This is a genomic window from Actinomadura sp. WAC 06369, assembly GCF_003947565.1.
GTDB classification, from domain to species: domain Bacteria; phylum Actinomycetota; class Actinomycetes; order Streptosporangiales; family Streptosporangiaceae; genus Spirillospora; species Spirillospora rifamycini.
On record NZ_QHJN01000035.1, the window covers coordinates 28,673 to 55,589 of the forward strand.

At 73.7% G+C, this 26,917-nt stretch carries 23 protein-coding genes; 17 read left to right on the forward strand and 6 right to left on the reverse strand.

The window, feature by feature from the left end:
• Window positions 1–407: 407 nt before the first annotated feature.
• From DMH08_RS12360 to ilvC, 4 genes are all read left to right on the forward strand, one after another.
• Complete coding sequence (locus DMH08_RS12360) at window positions 408–3,251, forward strand: putative bifunctional diguanylate cyclase/phosphodiesterase (protein WP_125613857.1); 2,844 nt, start codon at window positions 408–410, stop codon at window positions 3,249–3,251.
• 117 nt (window positions 3,252–3,368) lie between these two features.
• Window positions 3,369–5,240, forward strand: coding sequence for an acetolactate synthase large subunit (locus DMH08_RS12365; RefSeq protein ID WP_267898539.1), 1,872 nt, complete (start codon window positions 3,369–3,371; stop codon window positions 5,238–5,240).
• 5 nt (window positions 5,241–5,245) lie between these two features.
• The gene (ilvN, locus tag DMH08_RS12370; RefSeq protein ID WP_026403868.1) at window positions 5,246–5,770 is read left to right on the forward strand and encodes an acetolactate synthase small subunit; all 525 of its coding nucleotides are present in this window, start codon (window positions 5,246–5,248) and stop codon (window positions 5,768–5,770) included.
• 45 nt (window positions 5,771–5,815) lie between these two features.
• Entirely contained in the window at window positions 5,816–6,799 is a 984-nt protein-coding gene (gene ilvC / locus DMH08_RS12375) for a ketol-acid reductoisomerase (RefSeq protein WP_026403867.1), read from the forward strand.
• Between the two features lie 117 nt (window positions 6,800–6,916).
• On the opposite strand, the gene DMH08_RS12380 is transcribed toward ilvC, so the two are convergent.
• A complete protein-coding gene (locus DMH08_RS12380) occupies window positions 6,917–7,726 on the reverse strand; it encodes a hypothetical protein (RefSeq protein WP_233617550.1) in 810 nt (269 codons plus the stop codon).
• A gap of 141 nt (window positions 7,727–7,867) precedes the next feature.
• Here DMH08_RS12380 and DMH08_RS12385 point away from each other — a divergent pair, with 141 nt between their 5' ends.
• The 11 genes from DMH08_RS12385 (at window position 7,868) to DMH08_RS12435 (ending at window position 21,933) form a co-directional block, all read left to right on the forward strand.
• The gene (locus DMH08_RS12385) at window positions 7,868–8,488 is read left to right on the forward strand and encodes a PadR family transcriptional regulator (RefSeq protein ID WP_125613860.1); all 621 of its coding nucleotides are present in this window, start codon (window positions 7,868–7,870) and stop codon (window positions 8,486–8,488) included.
• Entirely contained in the window at window positions 8,485–9,201 is a 717-nt protein-coding gene (locus DMH08_RS12390) for an ABC transporter ATP-binding protein (protein ID WP_026403865.1), read from the forward strand. Before DMH08_RS12385 ends, DMH08_RS12390 begins: the two co-directional genes overlap by 4 nt.
• Window positions 9,198–11,819 (forward strand): FtsX-like permease family protein, encoded by a 2,622-nt coding sequence (locus tag DMH08_RS12395; RefSeq protein ID WP_125613862.1) that lies wholly within the window; start codon window positions 9,198–9,200, stop codon window positions 11,817–11,819. Before DMH08_RS12390 ends, DMH08_RS12395 begins: the two co-directional genes overlap by 4 nt.
• A 48-nt stretch (window positions 11,820–11,867) precedes the next feature.
• Window positions 11,868–13,442, forward strand: a complete 1,575-nt coding sequence (locus tag DMH08_RS12400) for a DUF2079 domain-containing protein (protein WP_125613865.1) — start codon at window positions 11,868–11,870, stop codon at window positions 13,440–13,442.
• 274 nt (window positions 13,443–13,716) lie between these two features.
• Window positions 13,717–14,376 (forward strand): hypothetical protein, encoded by a 660-nt coding sequence (locus tag DMH08_RS12405; RefSeq protein ID WP_233617551.1) that lies wholly within the window; start codon window positions 13,717–13,719, stop codon window positions 14,374–14,376.
• Between the two features lie 228 nt (window positions 14,377–14,604).
• Window positions 14,605–16,194 carry a phosphoglycerate dehydrogenase gene (serA, locus tag DMH08_RS12410; RefSeq protein WP_125613868.1) on the forward strand — a complete coding sequence of 530 codons (1,590 nt, stop codon included), beginning with the start codon at window positions 14,605–14,607 and terminating at the stop codon, window positions 16,192–16,194.
• Between the two features lie 487 nt (window positions 16,195–16,681).
• Window positions 16,682–17,389, forward strand: a complete 708-nt coding sequence (locus DMH08_RS12415; RefSeq protein WP_125613871.1) for a (2Fe-2S)-binding protein — start codon at window positions 16,682–16,684, stop codon at window positions 17,387–17,389.
• Between the two features lie 76 nt (window positions 17,390–17,465).
• Entirely contained in the window at window positions 17,466–18,521 is a 1,056-nt protein-coding gene (locus DMH08_RS12420) for a 3-isopropylmalate dehydrogenase (RefSeq protein ID WP_125613873.1), read from the forward strand.
• A gap of 169 nt (window positions 18,522–18,690) precedes the next feature.
• Window positions 18,691–19,794, forward strand: a complete 1,104-nt coding sequence (locus DMH08_RS12425) for a branched-chain amino acid aminotransferase (protein ID WP_026403860.1) — start codon at window positions 18,691–18,693, stop codon at window positions 19,792–19,794.
• Between the two features lie 246 nt (window positions 19,795–20,040).
• A complete protein-coding gene (gene cimA, locus DMH08_RS12430; RefSeq protein WP_125613876.1) occupies window positions 20,041–21,618 on the forward strand; it encodes a citramalate synthase in 1,578 nt (525 codons plus the stop codon).
• Between the two features lie 33 nt (window positions 21,619–21,651).
• On the forward strand, window positions 21,652–21,933 hold the full coding sequence (locus DMH08_RS12435) for a GNAT family N-acetyltransferase (RefSeq protein ID WP_125613879.1): 282 nt from the start codon (window positions 21,652–21,654) through the stop codon (window positions 21,931–21,933).
• Between the two features lie 46 nt (window positions 21,934–21,979).
• Here DMH08_RS12435 and DMH08_RS12440 read toward each other — a convergent pair whose 3' ends face one another.
• Both DMH08_RS12440 and DMH08_RS12445 read right to left on the reverse strand, forming a co-directional pair.
• A complete protein-coding gene (locus tag DMH08_RS12440) occupies window positions 21,980–22,339 on the reverse strand; it encodes an antibiotic biosynthesis monooxygenase family protein (RefSeq protein ID WP_125613882.1) in 360 nt (119 codons plus the stop codon).
• Between the two features lie 43 nt (window positions 22,340–22,382).
• The gene (locus DMH08_RS12445) at window positions 22,383–23,660 is read right to left on the reverse strand and encodes a Crp/Fnr family transcriptional regulator (protein WP_125613884.1); all 1,278 of its coding nucleotides are present in this window, start codon (window positions 23,658–23,660) and stop codon (window positions 22,383–22,385) included.
• Window positions 23,661–24,004: 344 nt separating this feature from the next.
• Between DMH08_RS12445 and DMH08_RS12450 the strand changes: the two genes are divergently transcribed.
• The gene (locus tag DMH08_RS12450) at window positions 24,005–24,268 is read left to right on the forward strand and encodes a hypothetical protein (protein WP_051301067.1); all 264 of its coding nucleotides are present in this window, start codon (window positions 24,005–24,007) and stop codon (window positions 24,266–24,268) included.
• A gap of 35 nt (window positions 24,269–24,303) precedes the next feature.
• Here DMH08_RS12450 and DMH08_RS12455 read toward each other — a convergent pair whose 3' ends face one another.
• Both DMH08_RS12455 and DMH08_RS12460 read right to left on the reverse strand, forming a co-directional pair.
• Window positions 24,304–24,984, reverse strand: coding sequence for a GNAT family N-acetyltransferase (locus tag DMH08_RS12455; protein ID WP_125613887.1), 681 nt, complete (start codon window positions 24,982–24,984; stop codon window positions 24,304–24,306).
• 133 nt (window positions 24,985–25,117) lie between these two features.
• Window positions 25,118–25,987 carry a GntR family transcriptional regulator gene (locus DMH08_RS12460; protein WP_026403855.1) on the reverse strand — a complete coding sequence of 290 codons (870 nt, stop codon included), beginning with the start codon at window positions 25,985–25,987 and terminating at the stop codon, window positions 25,118–25,120.
• A 227-nt stretch (window positions 25,988–26,214) separates the two neighbouring features.
• On the opposite strand from DMH08_RS12460, the gene DMH08_RS12465 reads away from it, so the two are divergent.
• Window positions 26,215–26,400: a hypothetical protein gene (locus DMH08_RS12465; RefSeq protein ID WP_125613889.1), complete on the forward strand. Its 186-nt coding sequence runs from the start codon at window positions 26,215–26,217 to the stop codon at window positions 26,398–26,400.
• Between the two features lie 323 nt (window positions 26,401–26,723).
• On the opposite strand, the gene DMH08_RS40080 is transcribed toward DMH08_RS12465, so the two are convergent.
• Window positions 26,724–26,917, reverse strand: a 194-nt coding sequence (locus DMH08_RS40080; protein WP_158642296.1) for a hypothetical protein, incomplete at its 5' end; no start/stop codon positions are given.

The window sequence follows — 26,917 nt, forward strand, 5'->3', positions numbered from 1 at the left end:
CCGCGTCCCAGGATGGCACGACCGGGGCGAGCCGGACACGGAAATGGTCACTGTGCGTGATCCGGGGCATCGGTGACGATCGTGTTTCGGTCTCCTCAAACGTGTTCTTCACATGGTGCTTCGCCGCGCTTCGTCGCCGGGTGGACGCACTCCCTCAATCGCTCCGTGACCTACGGAACGTACATTGGGCGTCACGGTGATCCCGCATCGCAGCGACGGAGCTGATCTCCGGCCGGCGCAGCCGACACGCTCGCCGCCGGCCCCGCGCCGACCCTGCGCGGGGGCACGATCCTCGACCCTCCAGGCGTTATCGGGCCGGTGAGGGTGCGGACCCCGAATTCCCCGGCGCGCTGCGGTCGCGCGCCCGGACCGAGCGCTCCAGGCGGGGCGGGAAGGGACACGGCGCGATGAGCGGCGAGAACGCCACGCGGATGCCGCCGCGTGCCCTGCCGGTCGTCATCGCCGCGATCGTCGGCGTGCTGTACGCCGTCGGCTCGCTGGCGGGCTGGGGCGGCACGGCGTTCATCACGTGGGCCGAGGCGGGCGCGGCGGGCGCCGCGGCGGTCTCCCTGCTGGCGTCGGCCGGACGGCCCCGCGGCGGGGACGGCGACGGCGCGAGCGGCCTGCGGCGGCTGTCGGCGGGCGGGATCTGGCGGGCGTCCATGCGCTGGTACGGCATCGCCGCGTCGTGCTGGTTCCTCGGCGCGGTCGGCAGCGCCCTCGCCGACTACGCGAGCCGCAGCGCGCTGTCCCTGTCGGTACCGGACCTGTTCTACCTGCTCGCCGTGGTCGCGCTGGTCGTGGGGCTGGTCGTCCCGGTGAGCCCGCCGCGGGACGTGGGGACGTGGCTGCGGTACGCGGCCGACACGTACGTGTGCGTCTGCGGGCTGTTCGTCCTCGGCTGGGTCGCGGTCTTCAGCACCCTGTACCACCGGTCGGGGGAGACGCCGACCGAGTTCCTGCTCGAACTGCTGTACCCGCTGATCGACATCGCGCTGGTGTGCGGGGCGCTGCCGTTCGTGCTGGGGGCGGCGCGGGGGCACCGCCGGCCCGCCTGGATGGGGTACGGCGCGCTGGCGGCGTTCGCGATCGCCGACATCGTGACGACGTTCGTCCGGCTGCACGGCGGCGCGCCCGCCGAGGACCCCGCCGACATCCTGCGGCTCGCCGGGCTGCTGCTGCTGATGCTCGTCCCGTGGACGGAGCCGGTGCCGGAGCCGACCGACGACCTCCCGCCGGACGCCGACGTGGCGCGGGCGGACGACTCCGGGGCGCGGCGCGGCCGGATGATCGGCCCCGGGATCGCCCCGGCGGCGGTCGCCGCGGCGGCCGCGCTGTTCATCGCGGGCCACACGCTGACCGGGCGGCACGGGATGGAGCCGGTCGTGCCGCTCGTGGCGGGGTCGGCGACGCTGGTGCTGCTGGCGCGGCTGGCGGCGCTGCTGCGCGAGAACGACCGGCTGCGCCGGGAGGTCGAGGCGGGCGAGCAGCACTTCCGCGCCCTGTCGGAGAGCATCGACGACGCCGTCCTGATCTGCGACCTGGACGCCACCGTGCAGTACGCGAGCGCGGGCGCCCTGCGGACGTACCACTACGGGGCCGACGAGCTGGTCGGCCGGCCGCTGCTCGACCTCGTCCACCCGGAGGACCTGCCGCGGCTGGAGGAGGTCTTCACCGAGTTCCTGGAGGCCGAGGACGGGTTCCTCGGCGAGGACGTCCTGCGCGTCTCGTGCCGGGTCCGCGCGGCCGACGGCACGTGGCTGCCGACGGAGTCGACGGTGTCGCGCTACAGCGGCGGGTCGTCCGGGCGGCTGCTGGTGACGACCCGCGACCTCAGCGAGCAGGCGGCGCTGCAGCGGCAGGTCGCGCACCTGACGTTCCACGACGGCCTCACCGGGCTGCCGAACCGGTCGTTCTTCGAGGAGCGGACCCGGGAGCTGCTGTCCCGGCAGCGGACCGGCGACAAGATCGCGGTGGTGTTCGTCGACCTGGACGGCTTCACCGACGTGAACGACTCGGCGGGGCACGCGGCGGGCGACCAGGTGCTGGCGCAGGCCGCGCGGCGGCTGCGCGGCAACGTGCTGGCCGACGACACGGTGGCGCGCTGGGGCGGCGACGAGTTCGCGGTGCTGGTGCAGCTCCCGTCGGACGAGCGGGAGACGCAGGCGACCGTCGAGCTGGCGGGGCGGCTGCTGCGGGTGCTGTCGGCCGACCCGTACCAGGTCGGCGGCAAGCAGATCGCGCTGACCGCGAGCGTCGGGATCGCGTTCGCCGGGGACGACGAGCGGCCGCCCGGCCGCGGCGCCGACCCGGGGCGGCTCGTCCGGCGCAGCGCCGCGGACCTGCTGCGCAACGGCGACCTGGCGATGGCGCGCGCCAAGGAGATGGGCGGCGGCCGGGTCGAGGTGTACGCGCCGCACATGCACGCCGACGTCGTCCGGCGGCTGGAGCTGGGCAGCGACCTGCAGCGGGCGCTGGCCGAGGAGCAGTTCGCGGTGGAGTTCCAGCCGGTGGTGGACCTCGCGACGTCCCGGGTGACGGGCGTGGAGGCGCTGCTGCGCTGGTGGCGGGGGAGCGAGGCGGTGCCGCCGGAGGAGTTCATCGGCCCGGCCGAGGAGGCGGGGCTGATGCTGCCGCTCGGCGACTGGGTGCTGCGGGAGGCGTGCCGGGAGGTGGCCCGCTGGCGGGCGGACTCGTGGGACGTCGGCCTGTCGGTGAACTTCACCGCCCGGCAGATCGGCGCGCCACGGTTCGTGGAGACGGTCGCGGCGGTGCTGGAGGAGTCGGGCCTGCCGCCGCACGCCCTCACGCTGGAGGTGCGGGAGGAGGTGCTGGTCGACGACGGGACGAACGTGGAGCGGCTGGAGGCGCTCCGCGACCTCGGCGTCCGGCTGGCGATCGACGACTTCGGCACCGGCTACGCGTCGCTGGCGTACCTCGGGCGGCTCCCGGTGGACGTCATCAAGATCGACCCGTCGTTCGTCGCGGGGCTCGGCACGGACGAGACGAGCACGCTGCTCACCCGCACGATCGTCCGGCTGGGCAGCGACCTCGGGCTGACGGTGGTGGCGGAGGGCATCGAGCGGCCCGAGCAGCTCGAGCTGCTGCGGGAGATGGGCTGCCCGCGCGGGCAGGGGTTCCTGGTGGCGCGGCCGATGGCGGCGGGGCGGGTCGAGTCGCTCGTCCGGACGAACCTGGCGGGCGGCGGGGACGACGTCAGCGGTGAGATCCCGCTGCCGCTGCCGGGGTGAACCCCGCCACATTCCGTCTCATATGGTGAGACAATGTGTTCAAGGATTTGACCGGCGGGCGCACATCGGCGAAAGTGGGGCCCGTGCAGAGCATCTCCACCATCATCCTCGTAGTACTTGGTCGGCGCGCAGGCTGACCGAGTCCTAACGTCCTGCGCGCCTCCCCTCGACCGCCATACGGCGGCGGGGGTTTTTTGTTGCCCGGCGAGCCCAGTCTCTCTCCCCAAGGAACCGCAGATCATGACGACCGAACAGATGACGGGAGCCCAGGCGCTGGTGCGCGCACTGGAGAACGTCGGCGTCGACACTGTGTTCGGCATCCCGGGTGGCGCGATCCTCCCGGCCTACGACCCGCTCTTCGACTCCGCGAAGCTCCGCCACATCCTCGTCCGGCACGAGCAGGGCGCCGGACACGCCGCCCAGGGCTACGCGATGGTGACCGGCAAGGTGGGGGTCTGCATGGCCACCAGCGGGCCCGGCGCCACCAACCTCGTCACCGCGATCTCCGACGCCTACATGGACTCCGTGCCGATGGTGGCGATCACCGGACAGGTCGCGACGTCGCTGATCGGGACCGACGGGTTCCAGGAGGCCGACATCGCCGGCATCACGATGCCGATCACCAAGCACAACTTCCTGGTCACCGACGCCCGCGACATCGGCCGCACGATCGCCGAGGCGTTCCACATCGCGAGCACCGGCCGCCCCGGGCCCGTCCTGGTCGACATCGCGAAGGACGCGCTGCAGGCGACCGTCGGGTTCGAGTGGCCCGTCGCCCTCCAGCTCCCCGGGTACCGGCCCGTCACCCGGCCGCACTCCAAGCAGGTCCGCGAGGCGGCACGGCTGATCGTCGAGTCGAAGCGCCCGGTGCTGTACGTCGGCGGCGGCGTCCTGAAGGCGGGCGCGTCCGCCGAGCTGAAGGTGCTGACGGAGCTGACCGGCGCGCCGGTCGTCACCACGCTGATGGCGAAGGGCGCGCTGCCCGACAGCCACCCGCAGCACATGGGCATGCCCGGCATGCACGGCGGCGTCGGCGCCGTCGGCGCCCTGCAGCGCGCCGACCTGCTGGTCACCCTCGGCGCCCGCTTCGACGACCGCGTCACCGGCAAGCTCGACGGGTTCGCGCCGCACGCCAAGGTCGTCCACGCCGACATCGACCCCGCCGAGATCTCCAAGAACCGGCACGCCGACGTCCCGATCGTCGGGGACGCCCGCGAGGTCATCGCCGACCTGATCGTCGCCGTGCAGAACGAGCACGCGGCGGGCAAGACCGGCGACTACGCCGACTGGTGGCGGCAGCTCGACGCGTGGCGCGAGACCTACCCGCTCGGGTACGACGCCCCCGCGGACGGGTCGCTGTCGCCGCAGCAGGTCATCGAGCGGATCGGGCAGATGGTCGGGCCGGACGCCTACTACGTCGCGGGCGTCGGGCAGCACCAGATGTGGGCCGCGCAGTTCATCAAGTACGAGCGGCCCGGCGCGTTCCTCAACTCCGGCGGCGCGGGCACGATGGGCTACGCCGTCCCGGCCGCGATGGGCGCCAAGGTCGGCGCGCCCGACACGCAGGTGTGGGCGATCGACGGCGACGGCTGCTTCCAGATGACCAACCAGGAGCTCGCCACCTGCGCCATCGAGGGCATCCCCGTGAAGATCGCGGTGATCAACAACGGTAACCTCGGCATGGTCCGGCAGTGGCAGACGCTCTTCTACAACGAGCGCTACTCCAACACGAATCTGCACGCCGCGAAGCGGATTCCGGACTTCGTGAAGCTCGCGGAGGCGTACGGTTGCGTGGGGCTGCGCTGCGAGCGGGCGGAGGACGTCGACGCCGTCATCACCAAGGCGATGGAGATCAACGACGCGCCCGTCGTGATCGACTTCGTGGTGCACCAGGACGCCATGGTCTGGCCCATGGTCGCCGCCGGCACGACCAACGACGACATCAAGATCGCCAGGGACATGGCCCCCGACTGGGAGAACGGAGACTGACCCCGATGAGCCTGCACACCCTCTCGGTGCTGGTGGAGAACAAGCCCGGCATCCTCGCGCGGGTCGCGGCGCTGTTCTCCCGGCGCGGCTTCAACATCGAGTCGCTCGCGGTCGGCGTCACCGAGCACCCCGACATCTCCCGGATGACGATCGTCGTCAACGTCGAGAGCCTGCCGCTGGAGCAGGTCACCAAGCAGCTCAACAAGCTGATCAACGTGCTGAAGATCGTCGAGCTGGACCAGTCGGCGTCCGTCCAGCGCGAGCTCGTCCTGGTCAAGGTGCGCGCCGACGCCGAGACCCGGTCGCAGGTCCTGGAGACCGTGAACCTGTTCCGCGCCAAGGTCGTGGACGTCGCCCCGGACGCGGTGACGATCGAGGCCACCGGCAACCGCGACAAGCTCGACGCCTTCATCCGCGTCCTCGAGCCGTTCGGCATCAAGGAGCTGGTGCAGTCCGGCATGGTGGCCATCGGGCGCGGCGCGCGCTCCATCACCGACCGCTCGCTGCGGGCCATCGAGCGCAGCGCGTGACCATAGAAAACCGACACTCTGAAAGGCAGCAGCACTGTGGCTGAGATGTTCTACGACGACGCCGCCGACCTGAGCGTGATCCAGGGCCGGCACGTGGCGATCATCGGCTACGGCAGCCAGGGGCACGCGCACGCGCTCTCCCTGCGCGACTCCGGCGTCGACGTCCGGGTCGGGCTCCGCGAGGGGTCCCCCAGCCGGGAGAAGGCGGAGGCCGAGGGCCTGCGCGTCGTCACCCCGGCGGAGGCGGCCGAGGAGGCCGACCTCATCATGCTGCTGGCTCCCGACCACCACCACCGGGAGATCTTCGAGAAGGACATCAAGCCCGCGCTCGTCGAGGGCGACGCGCTGTTCTTCGGCCACGGCTTCAGCATCCGCTACGACCTGGTCCAGCCGCCGGAGGGCGTGGACGTGGCGATGGTCGCGCCGAAGGGCCCCGGCCACCTCGTCCGCCGCCAGTTCGTCGCGGGCCGCGGCGTCCCGGTGATCGTCGCGGTGGAGAAGGACGCGTCCGGCAACGCCTGGCCGCTGGCCCTCGCCTACGCCAAGGCCATCGGCGGCCTGCGCGCGGGCGGCATCAAGACGACCTTCACCGAGGAGACCGAGACCGACCTGTTCGGCGAGCAGGCCGTGCTGTGCGGCGGCGCGTCCGAGCTGGTGAAGGCCGGGTTCGAGGTGCTGACCGAGGCCGGCTACCAGCCGGAGGTCGCCTACTTCGAGGTCCTGCACGAGCTGAAGCTGATCGTCGACCTCATGTACGAGGGCGGCATCTCCAAGATGTACTGGTCGGTGTCCGACAACGCCGAGTACGGCGGCTACCGCAGCGGCCCGCGCGTGATCACGCCGGAGACCAAGGCCGCGATGAAGAAGATCCTCGGCGAGATCCAGTCCGGCGAGTACGCCAAGGAGCTGGTGGACGAGTTCGAGAGCGGCCAGAAGAAGTTCAGCGAGTACCGCGAGAAGATGGCCGAGCACCCGGTCGAGAAGACGGGCGCCGAGCTGCGCCCGATGATGAGCTGGCTGAACGACTGAGCCGGCCGGCCGGGCCGGCCGCGCGGCCGCACCGGCGAACGACCGAGCCGACGCCCGGACGGTGGCGTCGGCTCGGTCCGTTCCGGGCCCGGCGCGTCTTCCGGGCGGGGCGGTGCGTCAGCGCAGCAGGCGCCGCAGCAGCCGGGTGACCGGCGACAGGTTCTCCTGATCCCGGCCGACCACCAGCGCGAGGTAGCCGCCGCGGGTGAAGTAGAGGGTGACGTCCTTCGCCCCGACCGCCCGCCGCTGCGGGCCCGTCCGGACGCCGTCGGGCCGGACGGCCCCGAACCGCGCCTCCCGCCGGACGCCGAGGGCCGTCGCCGCGATGTGCACGTCGTACCGTCCGGGCTCGATCGCGGCCGGGTCGGCGAGCAGCTCGAAACCGCCGGGGACGCCGGTCCGCGGGGCGGTGGGGAGGCGGTGCTCGCGGCCGGTGGTGCGCTCCCGCAGCAGGATCTCGGCGGACGAGCGGTCGGTCGCGACGCGCTGCAGCCGGGCGGCGCCGCGGAGCCGCACCCGGCGGCCCTGCCAGTCGGCGCCGTCGAGCCGGTGGTCGACGCCGACCTCGCCGGTGATGTCGACGTCCTGCCGGGGGACGCCGCGCAGGAACGGGTACATCGCGTAGATCCGGCCGCCGACCACCACCGCGCCCGCCGGGCCGCCCTCCACCTCGTCGCGGATCAGCCGCTCCAGTTCGTCGAGCAGGTCGTGCTGGACGCAGAACGCGCGCAGCCGCGCCGACGCGGGCAGCCCCGCGCGGACGACGTCGTCGAGCCCGTCCGGGCCGATCAGCCGGCGGGTGCCCTCGACGAGCCGGGCGCGCTGCATGGGGTCGAGCTCCAGGAACCGGTGGTCGTACACGCGCAGGACATCGCGCAGGACGCTGATCGAGACATCGGTCGGGACGCTGATGCTGTCGGACGTCACGGTGCCCTCTCCTGATCGCCGGGAACTTCGGTCACGGTAAGCCACCGTTCGATTTCGCACAGTAAAAATCTCAGGACCCTATCTCCTCGGATGCATACTCGGTATTGCCTAAGGCATACGCGGTATGCATACTTCGTAGGCATGTCGATCCGTCATGGCCTCCTGGCACTGCTGTCCCAGGGGCCCCGCTACGGCTACCAGCTGCGCACCGAGTTCGAGACGTCCACGGGCGCGACCTGGCCCCTCAACATCGGCCAGGTGTACTCCACCCTCTCCCGCCTGGAACGGGACGAGATGGTCACCCGCGTCGGCGCCGACGACGAGGGCCGGTTCGTCTACCGGATCACCCCGGCGGGCGCGGACGAGGTGCGGCGCTGGTTCGCCACCCCCGTCGCCCGCGCCGACCGGCCCCGCGACGAACTCGCGATCAAGCTGGCGATGGCCGTCACCGCGCCCGGCGTGGACGTCCGGGGGGTCGTGCAGGCCCAGCGCACCGCGACGCTGCGCTCGCTGCAGGACCTCACCCGCCTCAAGGCCGGGCCGCCCGCCGAGGACCCCGGCCAGAGCGACCACGCCTGGCGGCTCGTCCTCGAATCCATGATCTTCCAGGCGGAGGCGGAGGTCCGCTGGCTCGACCACTGCGAGGCGTACGTCGCCCGCGCCGTCCCGTCCGTCCCGTCCGTCCCGCCCGCCGGGCCCGCCGAGCCCGCGCCGGACGCGGCCGACGCCGGCCCGTCCGTCCAGGGGAAGGCGCGCCGGTGAGCGTCCTGTCCATGCGGGGCGTGACCCGCGACCACGGGACGGGCGCCGCGCTCGTCCACGCGCTGGCCGACGTCGACCTGGACGTCGCCGAGGGCGAGTTCGTCGCGGTGATGGGCCCGTCCGGCTCCGGCAAGACGACCCTGCTCACGCTCGCGGGCGGGCTCGACGCGCCGAGCGCCGGGCAGATCCTCGTCGCGGGCGCCGACCTCGCCCGGCTGAAGGCGTCCGGACGGTCGGCGCTGCGCCGCCGCGGCATCGGGTACGTCTTCCAGAACCTCAACCTCATCCCCGGCCTCACCGCCGCCGAGAACGTCATGCTGCCCCGCGAACTGGACGGCGTCCGCACGCGCCGGGCCCGCGCGGAGGCCCGCGCCGCGCTGGCGGAGGTCGGCGTCACCGACCTCGCCGACCGGTACCCCGACGAGATGTCCGGCGGCCAGCAGCAGCGCGTCGCGATCGCCCGCGCGCTCGTCGGCGACCGGCGGCTCGTCCTGGCCGACGAGCCGACCGGCGCGCTCGACAGCCGCACCGGCGACGACGTCATGCGCGTCCTGCGGCAGCGCTGCGACGCGGGCGCGGCCTGCCTGATGGTCACCCACGAGTCAAGGCACGCCGCCTGGGCCGACCGGGTGGTGTTCCTGCGGGACGGCCGCGTCGTCGACGCCACGCCGTCCCGCGTCGGCCCCGAGTCCCTCCTGCGGGAGGTGCCGTGAGCCCGGTCAGGGCGGCGCTGCGCATCGCGTGGCGGGACGCGCTGCGCGCCAAGGGGCGTACGGCCCTCATCATGTGCATGGTCGGCCTGCCCGTCGCGGCCGTCGTGGCGCTCGGCGCGGTCTGGCAGACCTCGGGGTGGTCGCCGCGCGAGTCGCTGCCGCACGAACTCGGCACGGCCGACGCCCGCCTGGCCGGCGTCGCGCACGGGCCGGTCGAGCAGCACCCCCTCCTCCCCGATTACATGGTGAAGAAGAGGCAGGACGAGCCCGACACGGAGCGGAGCCGGACGACGGCGGAGATCACGCGCGCGGTCACCGCCGTGTACGGCCCGGACGCCCGGGTCCTGCCGATCGACCGCGCCTCGACGACCTGGCTCCGGACGCCGCGCGGCTTCCTGTTCACCGACCTCGTCCAGGTCGACCTGCGCGACCCCCTGGCCCGCGGGATCCTCGACGTCACCGCCGGACGGGCGCCCGGCGCGGCGGAGGAGGTCGCGCTCACGGAGGGGCTCGCGGACCGCTTCCCGCTCGGCTCGACCGTCCAGATCGACCGCGAGGGCACCGCGAAGCGCGTCGTCGGGCACGTGCGCGATCCCCGGTCGCCCGACCGGCGCGTCGCGGTCGTCCTGCCCGGCGCGGTCCCCGGCGCCGGGGAGGCGGGGACGGAGTGGCTGATCGGCACCGGCCGTCCGGTCACGTGGAAGGACGTCACCGGGTTCAACCGGGACGGCATCACGGTGCTGTCCCGCGCGGTGGTGGAGGACCCGCCGCCCGCGTCGGCGGTGTCGCCCGAACTCTCGGTCGACAGCAACATGGACGACCCCGCCACCATCGCGACCGTCGCGCTGGCCGTCGCGATGATCCTCCTCGAGATCGTCCTGCTCGCCGGCCCCGCGTTCGCCGTCGACGTCCGCCGGCGACGGCGCCTGCTCGCGCTGCTCGCGGTCACCGGCGGCGGCCCCCGGCACCTGACGACCGTGGTCCTCGCGGGCGGGCTCGTGCTCGGCGGGGCGGGCGCGCTGGCCGGGACGCTGGTCGGCCTCGCCGTCACGGCGGCGGCCCGCGCGATCGTCAACGCGGCGGGCGGCACGGCGTGGGGCCCGTTCGAGGCGCCGTGGCCCGCGGTCGCCGCGACGGCGCTGCTCGGCGCCGCCAGCGGCCTGGTCGCCGCGTACGTCCCGGCCCGGCAGGCCGCCCGGATGGACGTCGTCGCCGCGCTCGCCGGCCGCCGCGACACGGGCGGCGCGCGGGGCCGCCGCGGCCGCCCGATCGCGGGCGCCGTCCTGGTGGGGGCCGGAGCGCTCGGCAGCCTGGTGGGGGAGCGGACGTTCGGCGAGTTCGGGGCGGCCTTCGGCGCGGCCGCCGTCATCATCGGCGGCGTCCTGCTCGTCCCCTGGCTGGTCGGGGCGACGGGCCGGGTCGCCGGCCGGCTGCCGGTGCCGCTGCGCCTCGCCGTCCGGGACGGCGCCCGCAACCGCGCCCGCACCGCGCCCGCCGTCGCCGCGATCATGGCGGCGGTGGCCGGGGCGACCGCGCTGGCCGTGGGCAACGCCTCCGACCTGCGGCAGGAGCGGATGGACTACACGCCGCTCTTTCCGGTCGGCTCGACACTGGTCACGCCGCCCCGGGAACAGGGCGACGCCGTCCGGACCGCGGTCGAGCGCGAACTGCCCGGCGTCCCACTGGTCGAACTGCGGACCCTGCCCGACGACGACTCGGTCTGTCCCGGCGCCTCCGACTGTCCCTCGGTGTCGTTCCGGACGGACCCGGTCCCCGGTGAGCGGTCGCTCGCCATGGGGCCCGTCGTCGGCGGAGCCGCCGAGGCGCGGATGCTGCTCGGCCGGACCGACCCCCGGGTCGAGGCGGCGCTGGCCGCCGGGAAGATCGTGCTGTTCGCCGCCCGTCCGCCCTCGGACGGGACGACGACGGCCACCGTCTCGGTGTGGCGCGACGGCCGGAGCACGGTCCGCGAGAAGGTGCGGGACCTGCCGGCGACCGCCGTCACGGAGAAGGCGCCCGTCGACGCCCTGGTGCCGCCGGCCGCCGCCGAGCGGATCGGGCTCTCCCCGCGGCTCACGGCGTTCGGGATCGACCGGGCCCGCCACCGGGTGACCGAGGCGGAGCAGGGCCGGCTGGCCGAGGTGGTCGCGGGCCTGGGCAAGGGCGACGCGGCCATCCACGAGACGGGCAACGTCCGGGTCGAACGCGGATTCAACCGCTCCGACGAACCGGTGATGCTGGCGCTGGCCGCCGCGGCGGCCGTCCTCGCCCTCGGCGGGGCGCTGATCGCGACCGGCCTGTCGGCCGCCGACGCCCGGCCCGACCTCGCCGTCCTCGCCGCGGTCGGCGCCCGGCCGCGCACCCGGCGGCTGCTGGCGGCGGGCCAGGCGGCGTACATCGCCGTGCTCGGCTGCTGGCTCGGGATCGCCGCCGGTCTCGTCCCCGGCATCGCCGCGTCCCGCTCGCTCACCGACACCGGGGCGGCGCACGGTACCGTCCTCGCCGTCCCCTGGGCGCTGCTCGCCGCGATCGGCGTCGGCATCCCGGTGCTCGTGGCCGCCGTGGCGGGGCTGTGCACCCGCTCGAAGCTCCCCATGACGCGCGTCACGGGCGAGTAGCCGCGCCGAGCGAAGCCACGGGCCGGCGCTGCTGATAGCGTCCGGCTCGTGGCTGAGGGGGTTACGGCCGGCGGGGGAGCGGGCACCCTCGACCGTGCGCCGGCGGGCCGCGCCGGACGGGACGCGCGCCGCCGCTTCGCCGCGCGCGGGCGCCGCCTGCTCGCCCGCGCCCGCGCCCGCTCCGGCGTCCTCGCGACGGCGCTGGTCGCCGCGGCCGTGTACGCCGCGTACTCGCTGCTGCGCCTGCACGCCTTCCGCGCGAGCAGCTACGACCTGGTGATCTTCGACCAGGCGGTCCGCTCCTACAGCGGGTTCGGGCCGCCGGTCGCGCTCGTCAAGGGCGTCCACAACGGCTTCGGGCCCGACTTCTCCGTCCTCGGCGACCACTTCTCGCCGATCCTGGCCGTCCTCGCACCGCTCTACTGGATCCACGACGGCCCCGGCACGCTGCTCGTCGCGCAGGCCGTGCTGTTCGCCGCCGCGATCGTCCCGATCTGGCGGTTCACCGCGCGGCGGCTGGGCCCGGCCGCCGCCTACTGCGCGTCCGGCACGTACGCGCTGTCGTGGCCGGTCGCCGAGGCGCTCGCGTTCGACTTCCACGAGGTCGCGTTCGTCCCGCTCCTGTCGGCGCTGCTCATCGAGCGGCACGACGCCGGACGGCGCGGGCAGGCGGCGGCCCTCGCGGTCCTCCTGCTGCCGGTCAAGGAGGACATGGGCCTCCTGCTCGCCGGGTTCGGCCTCTACCTGCTCACCCGCCCCGGCGAGCGCCGCTCCGGCGCCGTCCACATCGCGGCCGGGCTCGCCGCCACCTGGGCGGCCTCCCGGTTCCTCATCCCGGCGTTCGGCGGGGACGACGACTACTACTGGGCGTACGGCGCGCTCGGCCCCGACCTGCCGGGCGCCGCCGCGCACGCGCTCACGCACCCCTGGGACGTCCTGGCGCTGCTGGGCGACCCGCCCGCCAAACTCGTCATGATGCTGCTGCTCGCCGCGCCGCTGCTGCTGCTCCCGCTGGCGTCGCCGCTGACGCTCGCCGCGGTCCCGCTGCTCGCGGAGCGGATGCTGGCCTCCGGATTCGAGAACTGGTGGCAGACGCGGTACCACTACAACGCGTTCATCATCGCGGTCCTCGTCCTGGCGGCCGTGGACGGGGCGGTGCGGCTGCGCGACCGCTTCCGCGCGGCCCGCCGCGGGCCGCGCGCCCTCCCCGCCGCCGCCCTGCTGGCCGCCGCGGCCGCCACCGTCCCGTTCTTCGCGTTCGGCGAACTCGCCGACCCGTCCCTCTACCGGCGCGACGCGCGCGCACAGGCCGCGGCGGCCGCGGCGGCGCACGTCCCGTCCGGGGCCCTCGTCGAGGCGGCGAACAACGTCGGCCCGGCGCTCAGCGCCCGCGCGCACGTCCTGCTGCTGGACCGCTGGCCCCGCAACGCGCCGTGGGTCGTCGCCGACGTCGGGCGCCGGACGTTCCCGTTCCGCTCCGTGCACGACCAGCGCGTCCGCGTCCAGGGGCTGCTGCACCTCGGGTACCGGGAGGTCTTCCGGCGGGAGGGGTACGTCGTCCTGCACCATCCCGGCCGCCCGCCCACCGGCAATTTCGGACGGCCGTCCACGACATCGGGATGATCCTCCGGTCAGAATGACCGTGAAGGTGTCGGAAAGGTAAATCTGCCTATCATTTTCGCCAGGACTGCCTGATACTTGAGGAAGTCGTGACGGCCGCGTCCGGCGCGGGCGGCGCAGTCCGCGAAACCGCCGGTCACGCTGCCGGAGCGAGGGCAGGGGCGGAGCACGGAGCGAGGCCGGCGACGGTCCGCGGCAGGCGCGGAATTCCGCCACCGCGCGCCGATGCCGCGGGTGGGAAATACCCGGCCCGGAGAAGCGCGGCGCGGGGTGGGATATGTCGAGTGGTCACGGCGCGCGGCCCCCGGACGTCCGGCGCTTCGACACCTGCGGCCGGGCGTGGATCGCCGTCCTGCGGCACGTCTGGTCCGCCGGCGAGGCCGGCATGGCCGACCGCGGCCCCGTCATCGAAGGCCCGCCGCTGCTGTTCGAGATCGCCGCGCTGAGCCGCGACGACCCGATCCTGCGCGAGCACGGCGACCGCTCCCGCCTCGCCCGTCCCGCCGGGGAGGACGGCCGCCCCGGCGGGCGGGAGGGCGCGTCCGGCGGCGGGGCCCGCCCGGACGCCGATCAGATCCGCTGGGTCGTCGACCTGCTGCGCGCCCGCCCCTGGACCACCAGCGCCTGGATCTCGCTCGCGGCGCCCGGCGAGGCCGGCGCCCCGACCGCCCCGACCGCGCCACCCGCCCCGACCGCGCTGGCCTTCCGCATCCGCGGCTGCCTGCTCACCCTGACGGCGATGTTCCGCGCGCAGAACGTCCACCGCGCCTACCTCGCCTACCTCCCGCTGCGCGAGGTCCAGCTCCACGTCGCCGAACGGCTCGGGCTGCCGTCCGGCCCGCTCCGCGTCTTCGTCGACGTCCCGCACCTCGCCGTGGCGGACGCCGACCGCGTGGCCGCCATCCTCGCCTCTCAGCCCGAACCCAACGCGGTCTGACCCGTCCGGACCCGGCCTGACCCGTTCGGACCCGTTCGGACCCGTCCGGGACCCGGCCGGTCCTTGACCGACCCGGACAAAGGGGAGTTACCGGCGGGTGTTTCCCCGTGCGCGATGACCGGACGCGGCGAGGGATAGACTCGCCGACGGGGCGAGCGCACGACGAGGTGACTCGCGACTTCAGCTGCACGACCGCCCGCACATCCGACTTTCGAAGGACCGTTTCCCTTGAGCAAGCCCGTCGTCCTCGTCGCAGAAGAACTCTCTCCCGCCGGCATCGCCGTGCTGGAGTCCGACTTCGAGGTCCGCCACGTCGACGGAAGCGACCGCGAGCAGCTGCTGCCCGCGGTGGCCGACGTCGACGCGCTGATCGTCCGCAGCGCCACCAAGGTCACCGCGGAGGTGTTCGGGCACGCCGCGAAGCTGCGCGTCGTCGCCCGCGCCGGCGTCGGCCTCGACAACGTCGACGTCGAGGCCGCCACCAAGGCCGGCGTCATGGTCGTGAACGCGCCGACGTCCAACATCGTCACCGCCGCCGAGCACGCCATCGCGCTGCTGCTGGCCACCGCTCGGAACGTGCCACAGGGCCACGCCGCGCTCAAGCAGGGCGAGTGGAAGCGGTCCAAGTACACCGGCGTCGAACTGCAGGGCAAGACCGTCGGCGTCCTCGGCCTCGGCCGCATCGGCGTCCTCGTCGCCCAGCGCCTCGCCGCGTTCGACATGAACGTGATCGCGTTCGACCCGTACGTGCAGGCCGCCCGCGCCGCGCAGCTCGGCGTCAAGCTCGTCACCCTCGACGAGCTGCTCGCCGAGAGCGACTTCATCACCGTGCACCTGCCGAAGACCCCCGAGACCCTCGGGCTCATCGGCGACCGCGAGCTGCACCAGGTCAAGCCGAGCGTCCGCATCGTCAACGCGGCCCGCGGCGGGATCGTCGACGAGCAGGCCCTCGACCTCGCGATCAAGGACGGCCGCGTCGCCGCCGCCGGCCTCGACGTGTTCAGCAGCGAGCCCTGCACCGACAGCCCGCTGTTCCACCACGACAACGTCGTGGTCACCCCGCACCTCGGCGCCAGCACGCACGAGGCGCAGGAGAAGGCGGGCACGCAGGTCGCCCGCTCGGTGAAGCTCGCGCTGTCCGGCGAGTTCGTCCCGGACGCCGTCAACGTGCAGGGCGGCGCCGTCGCCGAGGACGTCAAGCCCGGCCTCCCGCTCGCCGAGAAGCTCGGCCGGATCTTCACCGCCCTCGCCGGCGGCGTCCCGGTCCGGCTCGACGTCGTCGTCCGCGGCGAGATCGCCGAGCACGACGTCAAGGTGCTCGAACTGGCCGCGCTCAAGGGCGTCTTCGTGGACGTCATCGAGGAGGCCGTCACGTTCGTGAACGCGCCCCTCCTGGCGCGCGACCGCGGCGTCGAGGTCACCCTCACCACCAGCGAGGACAGCCCCGACTGGCGCAACGTCGTGCAGGTGCGCGGCACCATGGCCGACGGCGCCGTCGTGTCGGTGTCCGGCACGCTCACCGGGCCCAAGCACGCCGAGCGGCTCATCGAGATCAACGGCTACAACATGGAGCTGGTCCCGACCGCGCACATGGCGTTCTTCTCCTACGAGGACCGCCCCGGCATCGTCGGCGCCGTCGGCAAGCTGCTGGGCGACGAGCAGGTCAACATCGCCGGCATGCAGGTCGGCCGGGACGAGAAGGGCGGCCGCGCGCTGATCGCCCTCACCGTCGACTCCGCCATCCCGGCGCAGCTCGTCGACGCCATCAAGGCCGAGGTCGGCGCCGACATGGGCCGCCGCGTCGACCTGGACGGCTGACCCCCGACCACCGCCGAGGGGCGGGCGCCCGGCACCGCGCCGGACGCCCGCCCCTCCGCCTTTGCGTCTCGCGTACTGAGATTTTCGGCCACCTGTCGGGACACCGCGCGGCGGTGCGGGTACCGTTGCAGGGAGTATGCGGCGCTTCGTGGTAACCCTTCGCTGCCGCAGCGGGGCCTGATCATCGGCGGGCCGGCCCGCTGCGGAGGCAGCCCACGGCCATGAGTCCGATGCCGCGCCGGACCGTGCGAACCACGGCCGCCGGCGGCCCGCACGCCGACCGCTCAGCGAAACCGGAGAACTCCCATGGACAGCACCACCGCGCCCGCCGCCCAGCCCGCCGCCGACGACGCCCGCGACGAGGCGGCCCGCGCCCTGCAGATCGCCCTGGACCGCCGCGACAACGGCGGCCACCCCACCCGCTGACCCGCGCCTCCGGCGCCTCCCGAGGTTGCCGGGCACCCGCGCGGGGCGGCAGGCTCGGGGCATGACGTCGAGTCCCCGCGCGGTCGCGGAGCCCGCCGAGCCGGACGAGGTCGCCGGCGTCCTGCGGGACGTCGCGCGCCTCGGCCCGTACTTCGAGATCCGCACCGACCCGGCGGAAGGGGCCGACCCCACGTGGCGGCCGTTCCCCGAGACCGACCGCGCGCGGCTCGCCGACCTGACCGCCCGGTACGCCGAGCGGCTCGGCACCCCCGAGCACCGCGTGGCCGCGTCCGTCCTGTTCCAGGGGCTCGCGTCCCGGGTGTGGTCCCCGGCGGTCGCGGCGGCGGCGCGCGGCGTCGTGCCCGACCTCGCCGGGCTGCACTGGCGGTGGACGCCCGGCGCGCCCGTCGCCCTCCGGCTCGCCGCGCCCGCCGGGTGGCGCGCCGCCGGGACGGACGGCGCCGCACGGCTCGTCCACGACCAGGTCGTCGCCCGGACCCTCGCACCGCTCCGCGACGCGCTGGCGGGCGTCGTGCGGCTCGCCGACGGGCTCGTGTGGGGCAACGCCGCGTCGGCGCTCGCCGGGAGCCTGAGCGTCGGCCCGCGCGACGCCGCGCGGGCGGCGCTCGTCCGGGCGCTGCTGGCGCTCCCGCCGCTGGACGGCACCGGCGGGTTCGGCCCCGCGGGGTTCGTCCGGCGGAGCTGCTGCCTGTACTACCGGGTGCCCGGCGGCGGCATGTGCGGCGACTGCGCCCTGCTCGGGCGCTGACCGGCCGCCCGGCCCGGAGTGCCCGGAATGCGAGATGGAAGCCCATGCAGTGAGACGTTTGCAGTAGAGTGCGCGCATGGCATCGCGCAGCATCCGTCTGGCCGTCATCCCCGGTGACGGGATCGGCCCCGAGGTGGTCGCCGAGGGACTGAAGGTCCTCGAGGCGGTCGCGCCGTCCGGCGGCCTGAAGTTCGAGCAGACCACCTACGACCTGGGCGCCGCCCGCTGGCACCGGACGGGCGAGACGCTGCCCGACACGGTCCTCGGCGAGCTGCGGGAGCAGGAGGTCATCCTGCTCGGCGCCGTCGGCGACCCCAGCGTGCCGAGCGGCGTGCTGGAGCGCGGGCTCCTGCTGCGGACCCGGTTCGAGCTCGACCACTACGTCAACCTGCGCCCGGTCAAGCTGTTCCCGGGCGTCGCGACGCCGCTCGCGGGCATCACCCCGGACGACATCGACATGGTCGTGGTCCGCGAGGGCACCGAGGGCCCGTACACGGGCGTCGGCGGCGTCCTGCGCAAGGGCACCCGGCACGAGGTCGCGACGCAGGAGAGCGTCAACACCGCCTTCGGTGTCGAGCGGGTGATCCGGTACGCGTTCGAGGTGGCCGCGTCGCGCCCGCGCAAGCACCTGACGCTCGTCCACAAGGACAACGTCCTCACCTTCGCCGGCGACCTCTACCAGCGGACGCTCAAGCGCGTCGGCGCGGAGTACCCGCAGGTCACGACCGCGTACACGCACGTGGACGCGGCCACGATGTTCTTCGTGAACGACCCGGGCCGGTTCGACGTCGTCGTCACCGACAACCTGTTCGGCGACATCATCACCGACATCGGCGCCGCCATCGCGGGCGGCATCGGCCTGGCCGCGTCCGGCAACGTCAACCCGGACCGGACGGCCCCGTCGATGTTCGAGCCCGTGCACGGCAGCGCCCCCGACATCGCGGGGCAGGGCAAGGCCGACCCGACCGCCACCATCCTGTCGGTCGCGATGCTGCTCGACCACGTCGGCGCCGGCGACGCCGCGCGCCGGGTCGAGCGGGCGGTGTCGGACGACCTGGGCGAGCGCGGCGCGCTCGGCGCCCGGTCGACCGCGCAGATCGGCGACGCGATCGCCAAGCGAGTATCCGGCTAGGGGCGCGCCTCCTGCCGGAACTGGGACACTCCGGGCGTGCCATGCGGCGCGCCCGGTTTTCCGTGTGCGCCGTTACCGAGGAGTCACCTCCACGAAGTACGACAATAAGGACTAAAGACGCCTATGCGGCGATGGGGCCGCACCGGCGATCCGCGAGAGGACAACCGCGATGAGCAGCAACCTGGACTTCGAGATCACGCTCACCGACCGGCCCGCGTCGGCCGCCGAGCGCGAGCGCGTCCTGGCCGACCCGGGCTTCGGCCGGTACTTCACCGACCACATGGTCACGATCCGCTACTCGGCGGACCGCGGCTGGTACGACGCGAAGCTCGAACCGTACGGGCCGATCCCGATGGACCCGGCGTGCCAGGTGTTCCACTACGCGCAGGAGCTCTTCGAGGGCCTCAAGGCGTACAAGCAGCCGGACGGCTCGATCGTCACGTTCCGCCCCTACATGAACGCCGCGCGGATGAACCGGTCCGCCAAGCGGATGGCGATGCCGCAGATCCCGGACGAGCTGTTCGTCCGCGCCTGCGAGCTCCTCGTCGGCACCGACCGCGCGTGGGTCCCGGACACCGAGGGGCACAGCCTCTACCTGCGCCCGTTCATGTTCGCCACCACCCGCGCCCTCGGCGTCAACAACCCGGCCAGCGAGTTCCTGTTCATGGTCATCGCCTCGCCGTCCGGGCTGTACTACCCGCGCGGCATCAAGCCCGTCTCGGTGTGGCTGTCGCAGGACTACACCCGCGCCGCCCCCGGCGGGACGGGCGAGGCGAAGTTCGGCGGCAACTACGCGGCGTCCTTCGCCGGGCAGGCCGAGGCCGTCGAGCAGGGCTGCGACCAGGTCGTCTGGCTCGACGCGGTGGAGCACCGCTGGGTCGAGGAGGTCGGCTCGATGAACCTCATGTTCGTCTACGGCTCCGGCTCGGACGCGCGCATCCTCACGCCCGCGCTCACCGGCACCCTGCTCGCCGGCATCACCCGCGACTCCATGCTCAAGCTCGCGCCCGACCTCGGCATCCAGGCCGAGGAAGGCAAGATCAGCATCGACGAGTGGCAGGCGGGCTGCGCGTCCGGCGAGATCACCGAGGTGTTCGGCTGCGGCACCGCCGCGATCATCAGCCCGGTCGGGCACGTCAAGGGCCACGACCGCGAGTGGACGATCGGCGACGGCGAGCCCGGCGAGATCTCGATGCGGCTCCGCGAGGAGCTCATCGGCATCCAGTACGGCACCCGCCCCGACCCGTACGGCTGGGTCCACAAGATCGTCTGATCCGAGGCGCGCCGGGGCGGCTCCGGCCGTCCCGGCCCGCGCCGCGCGTCTCGGCATGTGGGATCACGTTCTCAGCATTGGGTCGGGTGTGGCACACTGGGTGCATCATGCGCCACAGCCTCGTGATTATCGGCTGGCGCGCCGGCATCTGACGGGACATCGCCGGCGCGCAGACCTCTCACGTCCGTGAGGGGTCTTTTTTGTGTCCTGGCGCCGATCCGCCCATATCTGGGGGTTTCCGAAACCATGCAAGCTGACGCTTTCCACGTCTACGACACCACGCTGCGCGACGGCTCGCAGCAGGAGGGGCTCAACCTCTCCGTGGCCGACAAGCTCGCCATCGCGCGGCACCTGGACGACCTGGGCATCGGCTTCATCGAGGGCGGCTGGCCGGGCGCCAACCCCAAGGACACCGAGTTCTTCAGGCGGGCTCAGACCGAGCTGGACCTGAAGCACGCGCGGCTCACCGCGTTCGGCGCGACCCGCCGGGCCGGGGTGAAGGCGGCCGACGACCCGCAGGTCGCCGCGCTGCGCGAATCCGGCGCGTCCGTCGTGACCCTGGTCGCCAAAAGTCACGACAGGCACGTCGAGCTGGCCCTCCGCACCAGCCTGGAGGAGAACCTCGCGATGATCCGCGACACGGTCTCCCACCTGCGTGCGGAGGGCCGACGCGTCTTCCTGGACGCCGAGCACTTCTTCGACGGCTACAAGGCGAACCGCGCGTACGCGCTGGAGGCCGTCCGCACCGCCGCCGAGGCCGGCGCGGACGTCGTCGCGCTGTGCGACACCAACGGCGGCATGCTGCCGGACGAGCTCGCCGACGTCGTCCACGAGGTCGTGTCCCTCGGCGTGCGGGTCGGCATCCACTGCCACGACGACTCGGGCTGCGCGGTCGCGAACTCGCTCGCCGCCGTGCAGGCCGGCGCGACGCACGTCCAGGGGTGCGCCAACGGGTACGGCGAGCGCAGCGGCAACGCGAACCTGTTCACCCTCGTCGGGAACCTCCAGCTCAAGCGGGGGATGAGCCTGGTGCGGGACGACCAGCTCGCCGAGATGACCCGGATCGCGCACGCGGTGTCCGAGGTCACGAACGTGACGCCGAGCTCGCAGCAGCCCTACGTGGGCCTGTCGGCGTTCGCGCACAAGGCGGGCCTGCACGCGTCCGCCGTCAAGGTCGACCCGGACCTGTACCAGCACATCGACCCGGCGGCCGTCGGCAACGACATGCGGATGCTCGTGTCCAGCATGGCCGGGCGCGCCTCGGTCGAGCTGAAGGGCCGCGAGCTCGGCTACGACCTGTCCGGCGACAAGGCGAAGGCCGTCGTCGACCGCGTCAAGGAGCTGGAGTCGACCGGCTACACCTACGAGGCCGCCGACGCCTCCTTCGAGCTCCTCCTGCGCGAGGAGCTGACGGGCGTCCGGCAGCGGCACTTCGAGGTCGAGTCGTGGCGGTCGATCGTGGAGCGCCGTCCGGACGGCTCCATGATCAGCGAGGCGACGGTGAAGCTGCACGCCAAGGGCGAGCGGATCATCGCGACCGGCGAGGGCAACGGCCCCGTCAACGCCCTCGACAACGCCCTGCGCATCGCGCTGGAGCGGCTGTACCCGGAGCTGGCGCGGCTGGAGCTCGTCGACTACAAGGTCCGCATCCTGGAGGGCGCCCACGGCACCGACGCCCGCACCCGGGTGCTGGTCGAGTCGGGCGACGGCACGCGCGAGTGGGGCACGGTCGGCGTCGAGGACAACGTCATCGCCGCGTCCTGGCAGGCCCTCGAGGAGGCCGTCACCTACTGCCTGCTGCACGCCGGCCACGAGGTCGGCTGACCGCCGGGCCCGCGGGTCGGGGATGATCGGGACATGAGCACCGACGTCAGCGACAACACCGCCGAGCAGCGCTACGACATCACCGTGGACGGCGCCCCCGCCGGCTTCGCCGAGTACGAACCGGGGGAGGGCGTCGTCATGTTCACGCACACCGAGATCGACCCGGCCTTCAAGGGGCAGGGCGTGGGCGGCGCGCTGGCCAGGGGAGCGCTCGACGACGTGCGCGCGCGGGGCCTGCGCGTCGTCCCGCTGTGCCCGTTCATCAAGGGGTGGATCGAGAAGCACCCCGACTACCAGGACCTCGTGGCCCGCTGACGTTCCGGCGGCGTCCGGCCGCCCGGGCCGGACGCCGCCGGGCCGTTCAGGAGTCGGCGGGCTTCGGGGCGGCGCTCTGGACGACCTCGAAGCTCCACAGTTCGGCGCCCGCGGCGGCCGGGCCGCCGTGCCCGTGCCCGTGCCCGTGGCCGGCGGGGCGGTCCTTCGCGGCCTCGGCGTGGCCGCGCTGGAACGCCTGGCTCTCGGTCCAGCGCTGGAAGTCCTCCTCGCTGCGCCACTTCGTGTAGACCAGGTACCGGTCCTGGCCCTCGACGGGGCGCAGCAGCTCGAAGCCCTCGAACCCCTCGGCCGACTCCACCAGGCCGGCCCGGCCGGCGAACCGGCGCTCGATCTCCTCGCGCATCTCCGGGTTCACGGTCAGGACGTTGATCTTCACGACGGACACGCGGGTCTCCTTCGGCTCGGGTGCTTGCTCCCCCTGCATCGTCCTACATCGCCTGCGGCCACGACGCCCCGCCCTCCAGGGTGAGCCACGCCGACAGCCGCGCCTCCTTCACCCGGACCCGGACGCGCGCGTACCGGCCGGGGTCGACGAGACCCGGCCCCGAGCGGATCACCGAGTCGTAGACGAAGTCGGACGCCACGAACGCCAGGTCCGCGCCCGTCTCGGCGGCCCGGCGCTTCACCGCGGGGGCGTCCACGAGCCGCCGGGCGGTGATGATCGCGATGCCGGAGACGCCGCGGTCGCCGCGCTGCACCGGCCCCACGTGCAGCGCCGCGCGGAGCCGGAGCCGCGTCGCGTCCGCCGCGCACCGGTTGTGCCGCCGCAGCGACGCCGCGAGGTGCGCGAGCATCGGGTCCACGACCCGCTCGGTCGGGATGGTCGGCGGGACCACGATCAGCGCGCCGTCCCCCCGGTCCTCCTGGTAGAGCCGGGAGAAGTCGATGCCGGACGCCGCGAACGCCGCGTCCAGCCGCTCGTACATCGCCTCCACCACCACGCGCCGGTCGGCGTCGGTGCGCCGCGGCGAGCCGAACCCGGTGATGTCGGTGACGAGCACCGAGCAGTTGCCGTTCGTCCAGTCCGGCGGGGCGGGCCCCCGGTCCTCGGTCTGCCGCCGGTACACCTGCCGTTCGAGGACGGCCCGGACCCGGGGGTGCTCGGCCAGGAACCCGGCGAACGCCTCGGCCGGGACCCGCAGCGCCGCCACGTCGCCCTCCGTGGTCACCGTGGCGGACCGGTCCCGGACGAGCAGCGCCGCGCGCTCGCCGACCAGTTCGCCCGGCCCGCGGAACGCCAGGATCCGCTGGTCGATCCCCTCCCGCACCCACACGCGCGTCCAGCCGTCGAGGATCACGATGGCCTCGTGGGCGGGCCCGCCCTCCTCGCACAGCGCGTCCTCCTTGCCGTAGACGTGCCCGCGCCCGCGGGCGAGCAGCGCGCGGCGCTCGTCCGGGGCCAGCGCGCCCCAGAACGTCGTCTCGGCGTAGCGGCCCCCGGCGGGTTCCATGGGCCGCGGGGCGGCCACGATGTCGGTGCCCGGCGCGGGCTCGGGTTCGGGCGCCCCGGCCCGCAGGTACTGGACGACCGCGTTCGTCAGGGCGGCCGCCGGCAGCGACAGGAACGCCAGGACGCCCACGACCGCCGCGCCCGGCGAGCCGTCCAGCCCGTACCCCAGCACGACCCCGAACAGCGTCACGGGCGTGGTCACCTGCGCGCTCAGCAGGCCCGGGCCCGCGCGTCCACCGTTTCGTCGAGTCCTCACGATGCTTCCTTCCCCAAGGAAGGCCCGGCCCGCTCCCGCCGGCTCCTCGGCACTCGTCGGATGCCCCACGTCCCACGCTCAGGCTAAGACGCGATGCAGCGAATCACCATACATTTGATGCGCAAAAGGTGGTGAATGTTGGCTAACCTGATGGCGACAGTACGACGACGAGGGAGGGCGGCCGGGTTTCCGTGCGGCCGGGACAGGGCAAATCCCCCTGTACACCCTTTTCCGGGGCAGGGGACGGCTGGTCGAGGGCTGCACATCGGCCTTACGGCGTCCGGCCGAGCCCCCGGCGTCGGACGGAGCCGCCCCTCGCTCTCCGGATTGGAGATGAGCAGGTCATGAGCAACGCTCGAGCCGACGAGAACGCCCCCGAGGTCCGCGCGGAGGCGGTCCCGCAGGGCGAGCGGGTCACGATCAACCTCACCGGCAAGGCCGTCCAGGCCCTGCAGCGGCTCCAGGAGATGACCGGCTACAACAAGACCGACTGCATCAACCGGGCGCTGATCATCTCCGCCGAGATCGAGCGGATGTCGCGCGAGCCGGGCGCCGTCTACTGGCGCGAGACCCCCGACAGCGACCTGATGCTCGTCCGCTTCGTCTGACCCCGCGCCCCGGCCGCCTCGGCACGGGAAGGTCCTCAGGAGCCCTGCGGCTCCCGGGCGGCCTCGCGGATGCGCGGCAAGGCGGGCTCCGGGCCGATCGGCTTCTCGAACACCGCGCCCGACGGCGACCGGTCGCTGGTCGTCCGGGTCGCGATGTGCTGGAACCCCTGCTCCTTGTAGTAGCCGTGCAGTTCGCCGTTGTCCGACCAGACGTCGATCCTGATGAGCCGCGCGGTCGGCAGCATCGACCGCCCCTTGCGGCCCGCCCAGTCGATCAGTTCGGCGCCCAGCCCGGCGCCCGCGTGCCCGCGCTCGATGACGAGCCGGTGCAGGTAGACCGCGTCGATCTCGCGCTCGCGGGCGGTCCACAGCTCCTCGTGGCCGACCAGCCTGATGGTGACCGTACCGATGGGTTCCGTGCCGAGGGGGTCCCCGCCGAGGGGATCCGTGCCGAGGGGATCCGTACCGGGGGCCTCCTCGAACAGCAGCCAGGTCTCGGCGTTCAGCAGCCCCTCGTACACCCGTTCGCGGCGGCCGTCCGGGTTCGGCCACGGCCGGTTCCACTGGCGCGTCGCGGGCTTCTCCGCCCGGAGCCATGCCGCGGCCCCGTCGATGAGCCCGAGGACGACGTCGAGTTCGTCCGTGCGGGCGGGGCGGATGCGGTAGCTGGGAAGTGGGATCCGGCGGCGTTGACGGGTCCCGGTGTCAGTGTCCACGTGCTCCTGCGCTCCGAGAGTGAACCGCCCCCGTCGCCCGGGCCCGCCGGGAGCCGAGGCTGCCGGCGGACGGCCGGGGCACGGGAGGCGTGCGGTTGGGTGCGGGTGCCGGCGGGCCGGTCCGCGCGGCGCGTCAGCCGTCGTCGTCGTCCGGTGACACGATGCGCGACCCTCCCTGGCCGGGCCGCAGGAGGACGTCCTCGGGAACGTCTCCCGCGTTGTAGTGCAGGCGGGTCCGGTCCGCGGGCCAGACCGTCACGGTGAGACGGAAGGCCCGGCCGCTCTCCGAGTACGCCGTTCGGACGGTCTCGAAGACCACGTCGGCGGCCGAGTCGCCGAGGCTGAAGAAGTACTTCTCGTTCTCGTCCGGAACGCGCGCCCGGATCTCGTCGTGGAAGCCGACCTCGGTGTAGCCGAGGGTCTCCTTCAGGTAGGCGACCGCGCCCTCGGGGATGTTGCGCGGCTTGAGCAGCCGGGACGCCCCCGCGGTCGCGAACTCCAGCGGATAGAAGGACGTCTGCATCGCCCACGGGCGCCCGTCGAGGTGGAGGAGCTGGTGCCGGGAGATGAACTCGGTGTCCTCGTCCGTCTGCAGGTACCAGGAGATGACCTGCGACCCTTCCTGGATCTCCACCTTGACGGGAGAGACGGTCACCTTCCGGCCCGCGGGGATGAACGCGTCCCGGTTGTACCACTCGCCCTCCCCGCCGCCGGGCGCCAGGCCCAGCGCGGTGGCGGACAGGGTGACGTGGTCCGCCTGCGGGCGGTCGACGACGAACGTGCCCTTGCCCTGCTCGGAGCGGACGGCGCCCTGCCTCTGCAGCCAGGCCAGCGCCTCGCGGACGGTGTTGCGCGCGACGCCGTACTGCAGTTCGAGGTCCTTCTCCGGCGGCAGCCGCCGCCGCCCGCCGGCTCCGTCGCCGGGCGCGAGGTCGCCGCGCTCGATGCGCTGGAGCAGGTCGTCGGCGACGTCGCGCCACCGCGGAGGCGTCGTGCGGGCCATGGTTCCGCTCCTTCCGACCTGACGGCCTGCCGACGTCCGGCTACGAACCGGACATCAGGTACCGAACAAGCTCTTCCCCGCCCACATGTTTGCAACCTCTAAAAAGGGTAACACTGTTGGTGAGAGACTTGTTGGTACAAGTCAACGAGATGAGATCTCGGAAAAGCGTAGCAGGCGGCGGTGTCCCTGAAGAGGCACCTCCCGAATGCGCGGAGAAGGAGGACAGCATGGCCGTCGTCTACCTGTGGGTTCTCGTGCCGACGCTGCTGTTCGTGGCCATCGCGCTCTATGTCGTGTTCGCCGGGTGGACCAGCAGGAACGTGGTCTTCCGCGCCGGCGGCTCCTCGCGCACGGCGCCCCTGGTCAACGTGGTGCGCCGGGACGAGCGCGAGCCGGAGCGCACCACGGCGTGACCGCCCGTCGAGGCGGGCGGGCCGCTCGGCCGAAGGAGAGTGCACAGTGGAAGAGAGCCGGTTCGGTGAGCTGCCGACCGCGCGGGCGCACCCGCGGCTGGTTCTGACGCCGGTGCGGGAGGCGGCGCCGTTCCCCGGGGCGTGCCCCGGCGCGGCCGTCGGCGTCGTCCGTCCACTGCGCGTCGTGCCCCCGGCGGAACGGCGTTCCCGCAATTGGAGTTCGATCAGGGAAATGAGGCTTCCCGCCGCTTCGCGCGCGGTGCGCGAAAGGCGGGCCCTGGGGGTCTCGGTCGTGGTGGGGCCGGTCGTGGGCGCGACCGTCGTCATCGCGCCGAGAATGGTCGCCGCCGCGCGGCGATGGACGTCCCGCCGGTCGTCCCCGGCCGGGGGCGGCGGGCGGGGCGCGGCCCGGCCCGGCGCTCCGGCGGGACGAACCCGACCATCCCGACGCCCCAGGGCCGCCCGCCGAGCCGGTCGGCGGTGTCGCGCAGCAGCTCCGCCACCGCGTCGCCGCCCA

Excerpts from the sequence above, each read along its gene's own strand:
- DMH08_RS12360 (WP_125613857.1), top strand. The coding sequence starts at position 408 with ATGAGCGGCGAGAACGCCACGCGGATGCCGCCGCGTGCCCTGCCGGTC.
- ilvN (WP_026403868.1), top strand. The coding sequence starts at position 5,246 with ATGAGCCTGCACACCCTCTCGGTGCTGGTGGAGAACAAGCCCGGCATC.
- ilvC (WP_026403867.1), top strand. The coding sequence starts at position 5,816 with ATGTTCTACGACGACGCCGCCGACCTGAGCGTGATCCAGGGCCGGCAC.
- DMH08_RS12385 (WP_125613860.1), top strand. The coding sequence starts at position 7,868 with ATGTCGATCCGTCATGGCCTCCTGGCACTGCTGTCCCAGGGGCCCCGC.
- DMH08_RS12405 (WP_233617551.1), top strand. The coding sequence starts at position 13,717 with ATGTCGAGTGGTCACGGCGCGCGGCCCCCGGACGTCCGGCGCTTCGAC.
- DMH08_RS12415 (WP_125613871.1), top strand. The coding sequence starts at position 16,682 with ATGACGTCGAGTCCCCGCGCGGTCGCGGAGCCCGCCGAGCCGGACGAG.
- DMH08_RS12420 (WP_125613873.1), top strand. The coding sequence starts at position 17,466 with ATGGCATCGCGCAGCATCCGTCTGGCCGTCATCCCCGGTGACGGGATC.
- DMH08_RS12425 (WP_026403860.1), top strand. The coding sequence starts at position 18,691 with ATGAGCAGCAACCTGGACTTCGAGATCACGCTCACCGACCGGCCCGCG.
- cimA (WP_125613876.1), top strand. The coding sequence starts at position 20,041 with ATGCAAGCTGACGCTTTCCACGTCTACGACACCACGCTGCGCGACGGC.
- DMH08_RS12435 (WP_125613879.1), top strand. The coding sequence starts at position 21,652 with ATGAGCACCGACGTCAGCGACAACACCGCCGAGCAGCGCTACGACATC.
- DMH08_RS12450 (WP_051301067.1), top strand. The coding sequence starts at position 24,005 with ATGAGCAACGCTCGAGCCGACGAGAACGCCCCCGAGGTCCGCGCGGAG.
- DMH08_RS12460 (WP_026403855.1), bottom strand. The coding sequence starts at position 25,987 with ATGGCCCGCACGACGCCTCCGCGGTGGCGCGACGTCGCCGACGACCTG.
- DMH08_RS12465 (WP_125613889.1), top strand. The coding sequence starts at position 26,215 with ATGGCCGTCGTCTACCTGTGGGTTCTCGTGCCGACGCTGCTGTTCGTG.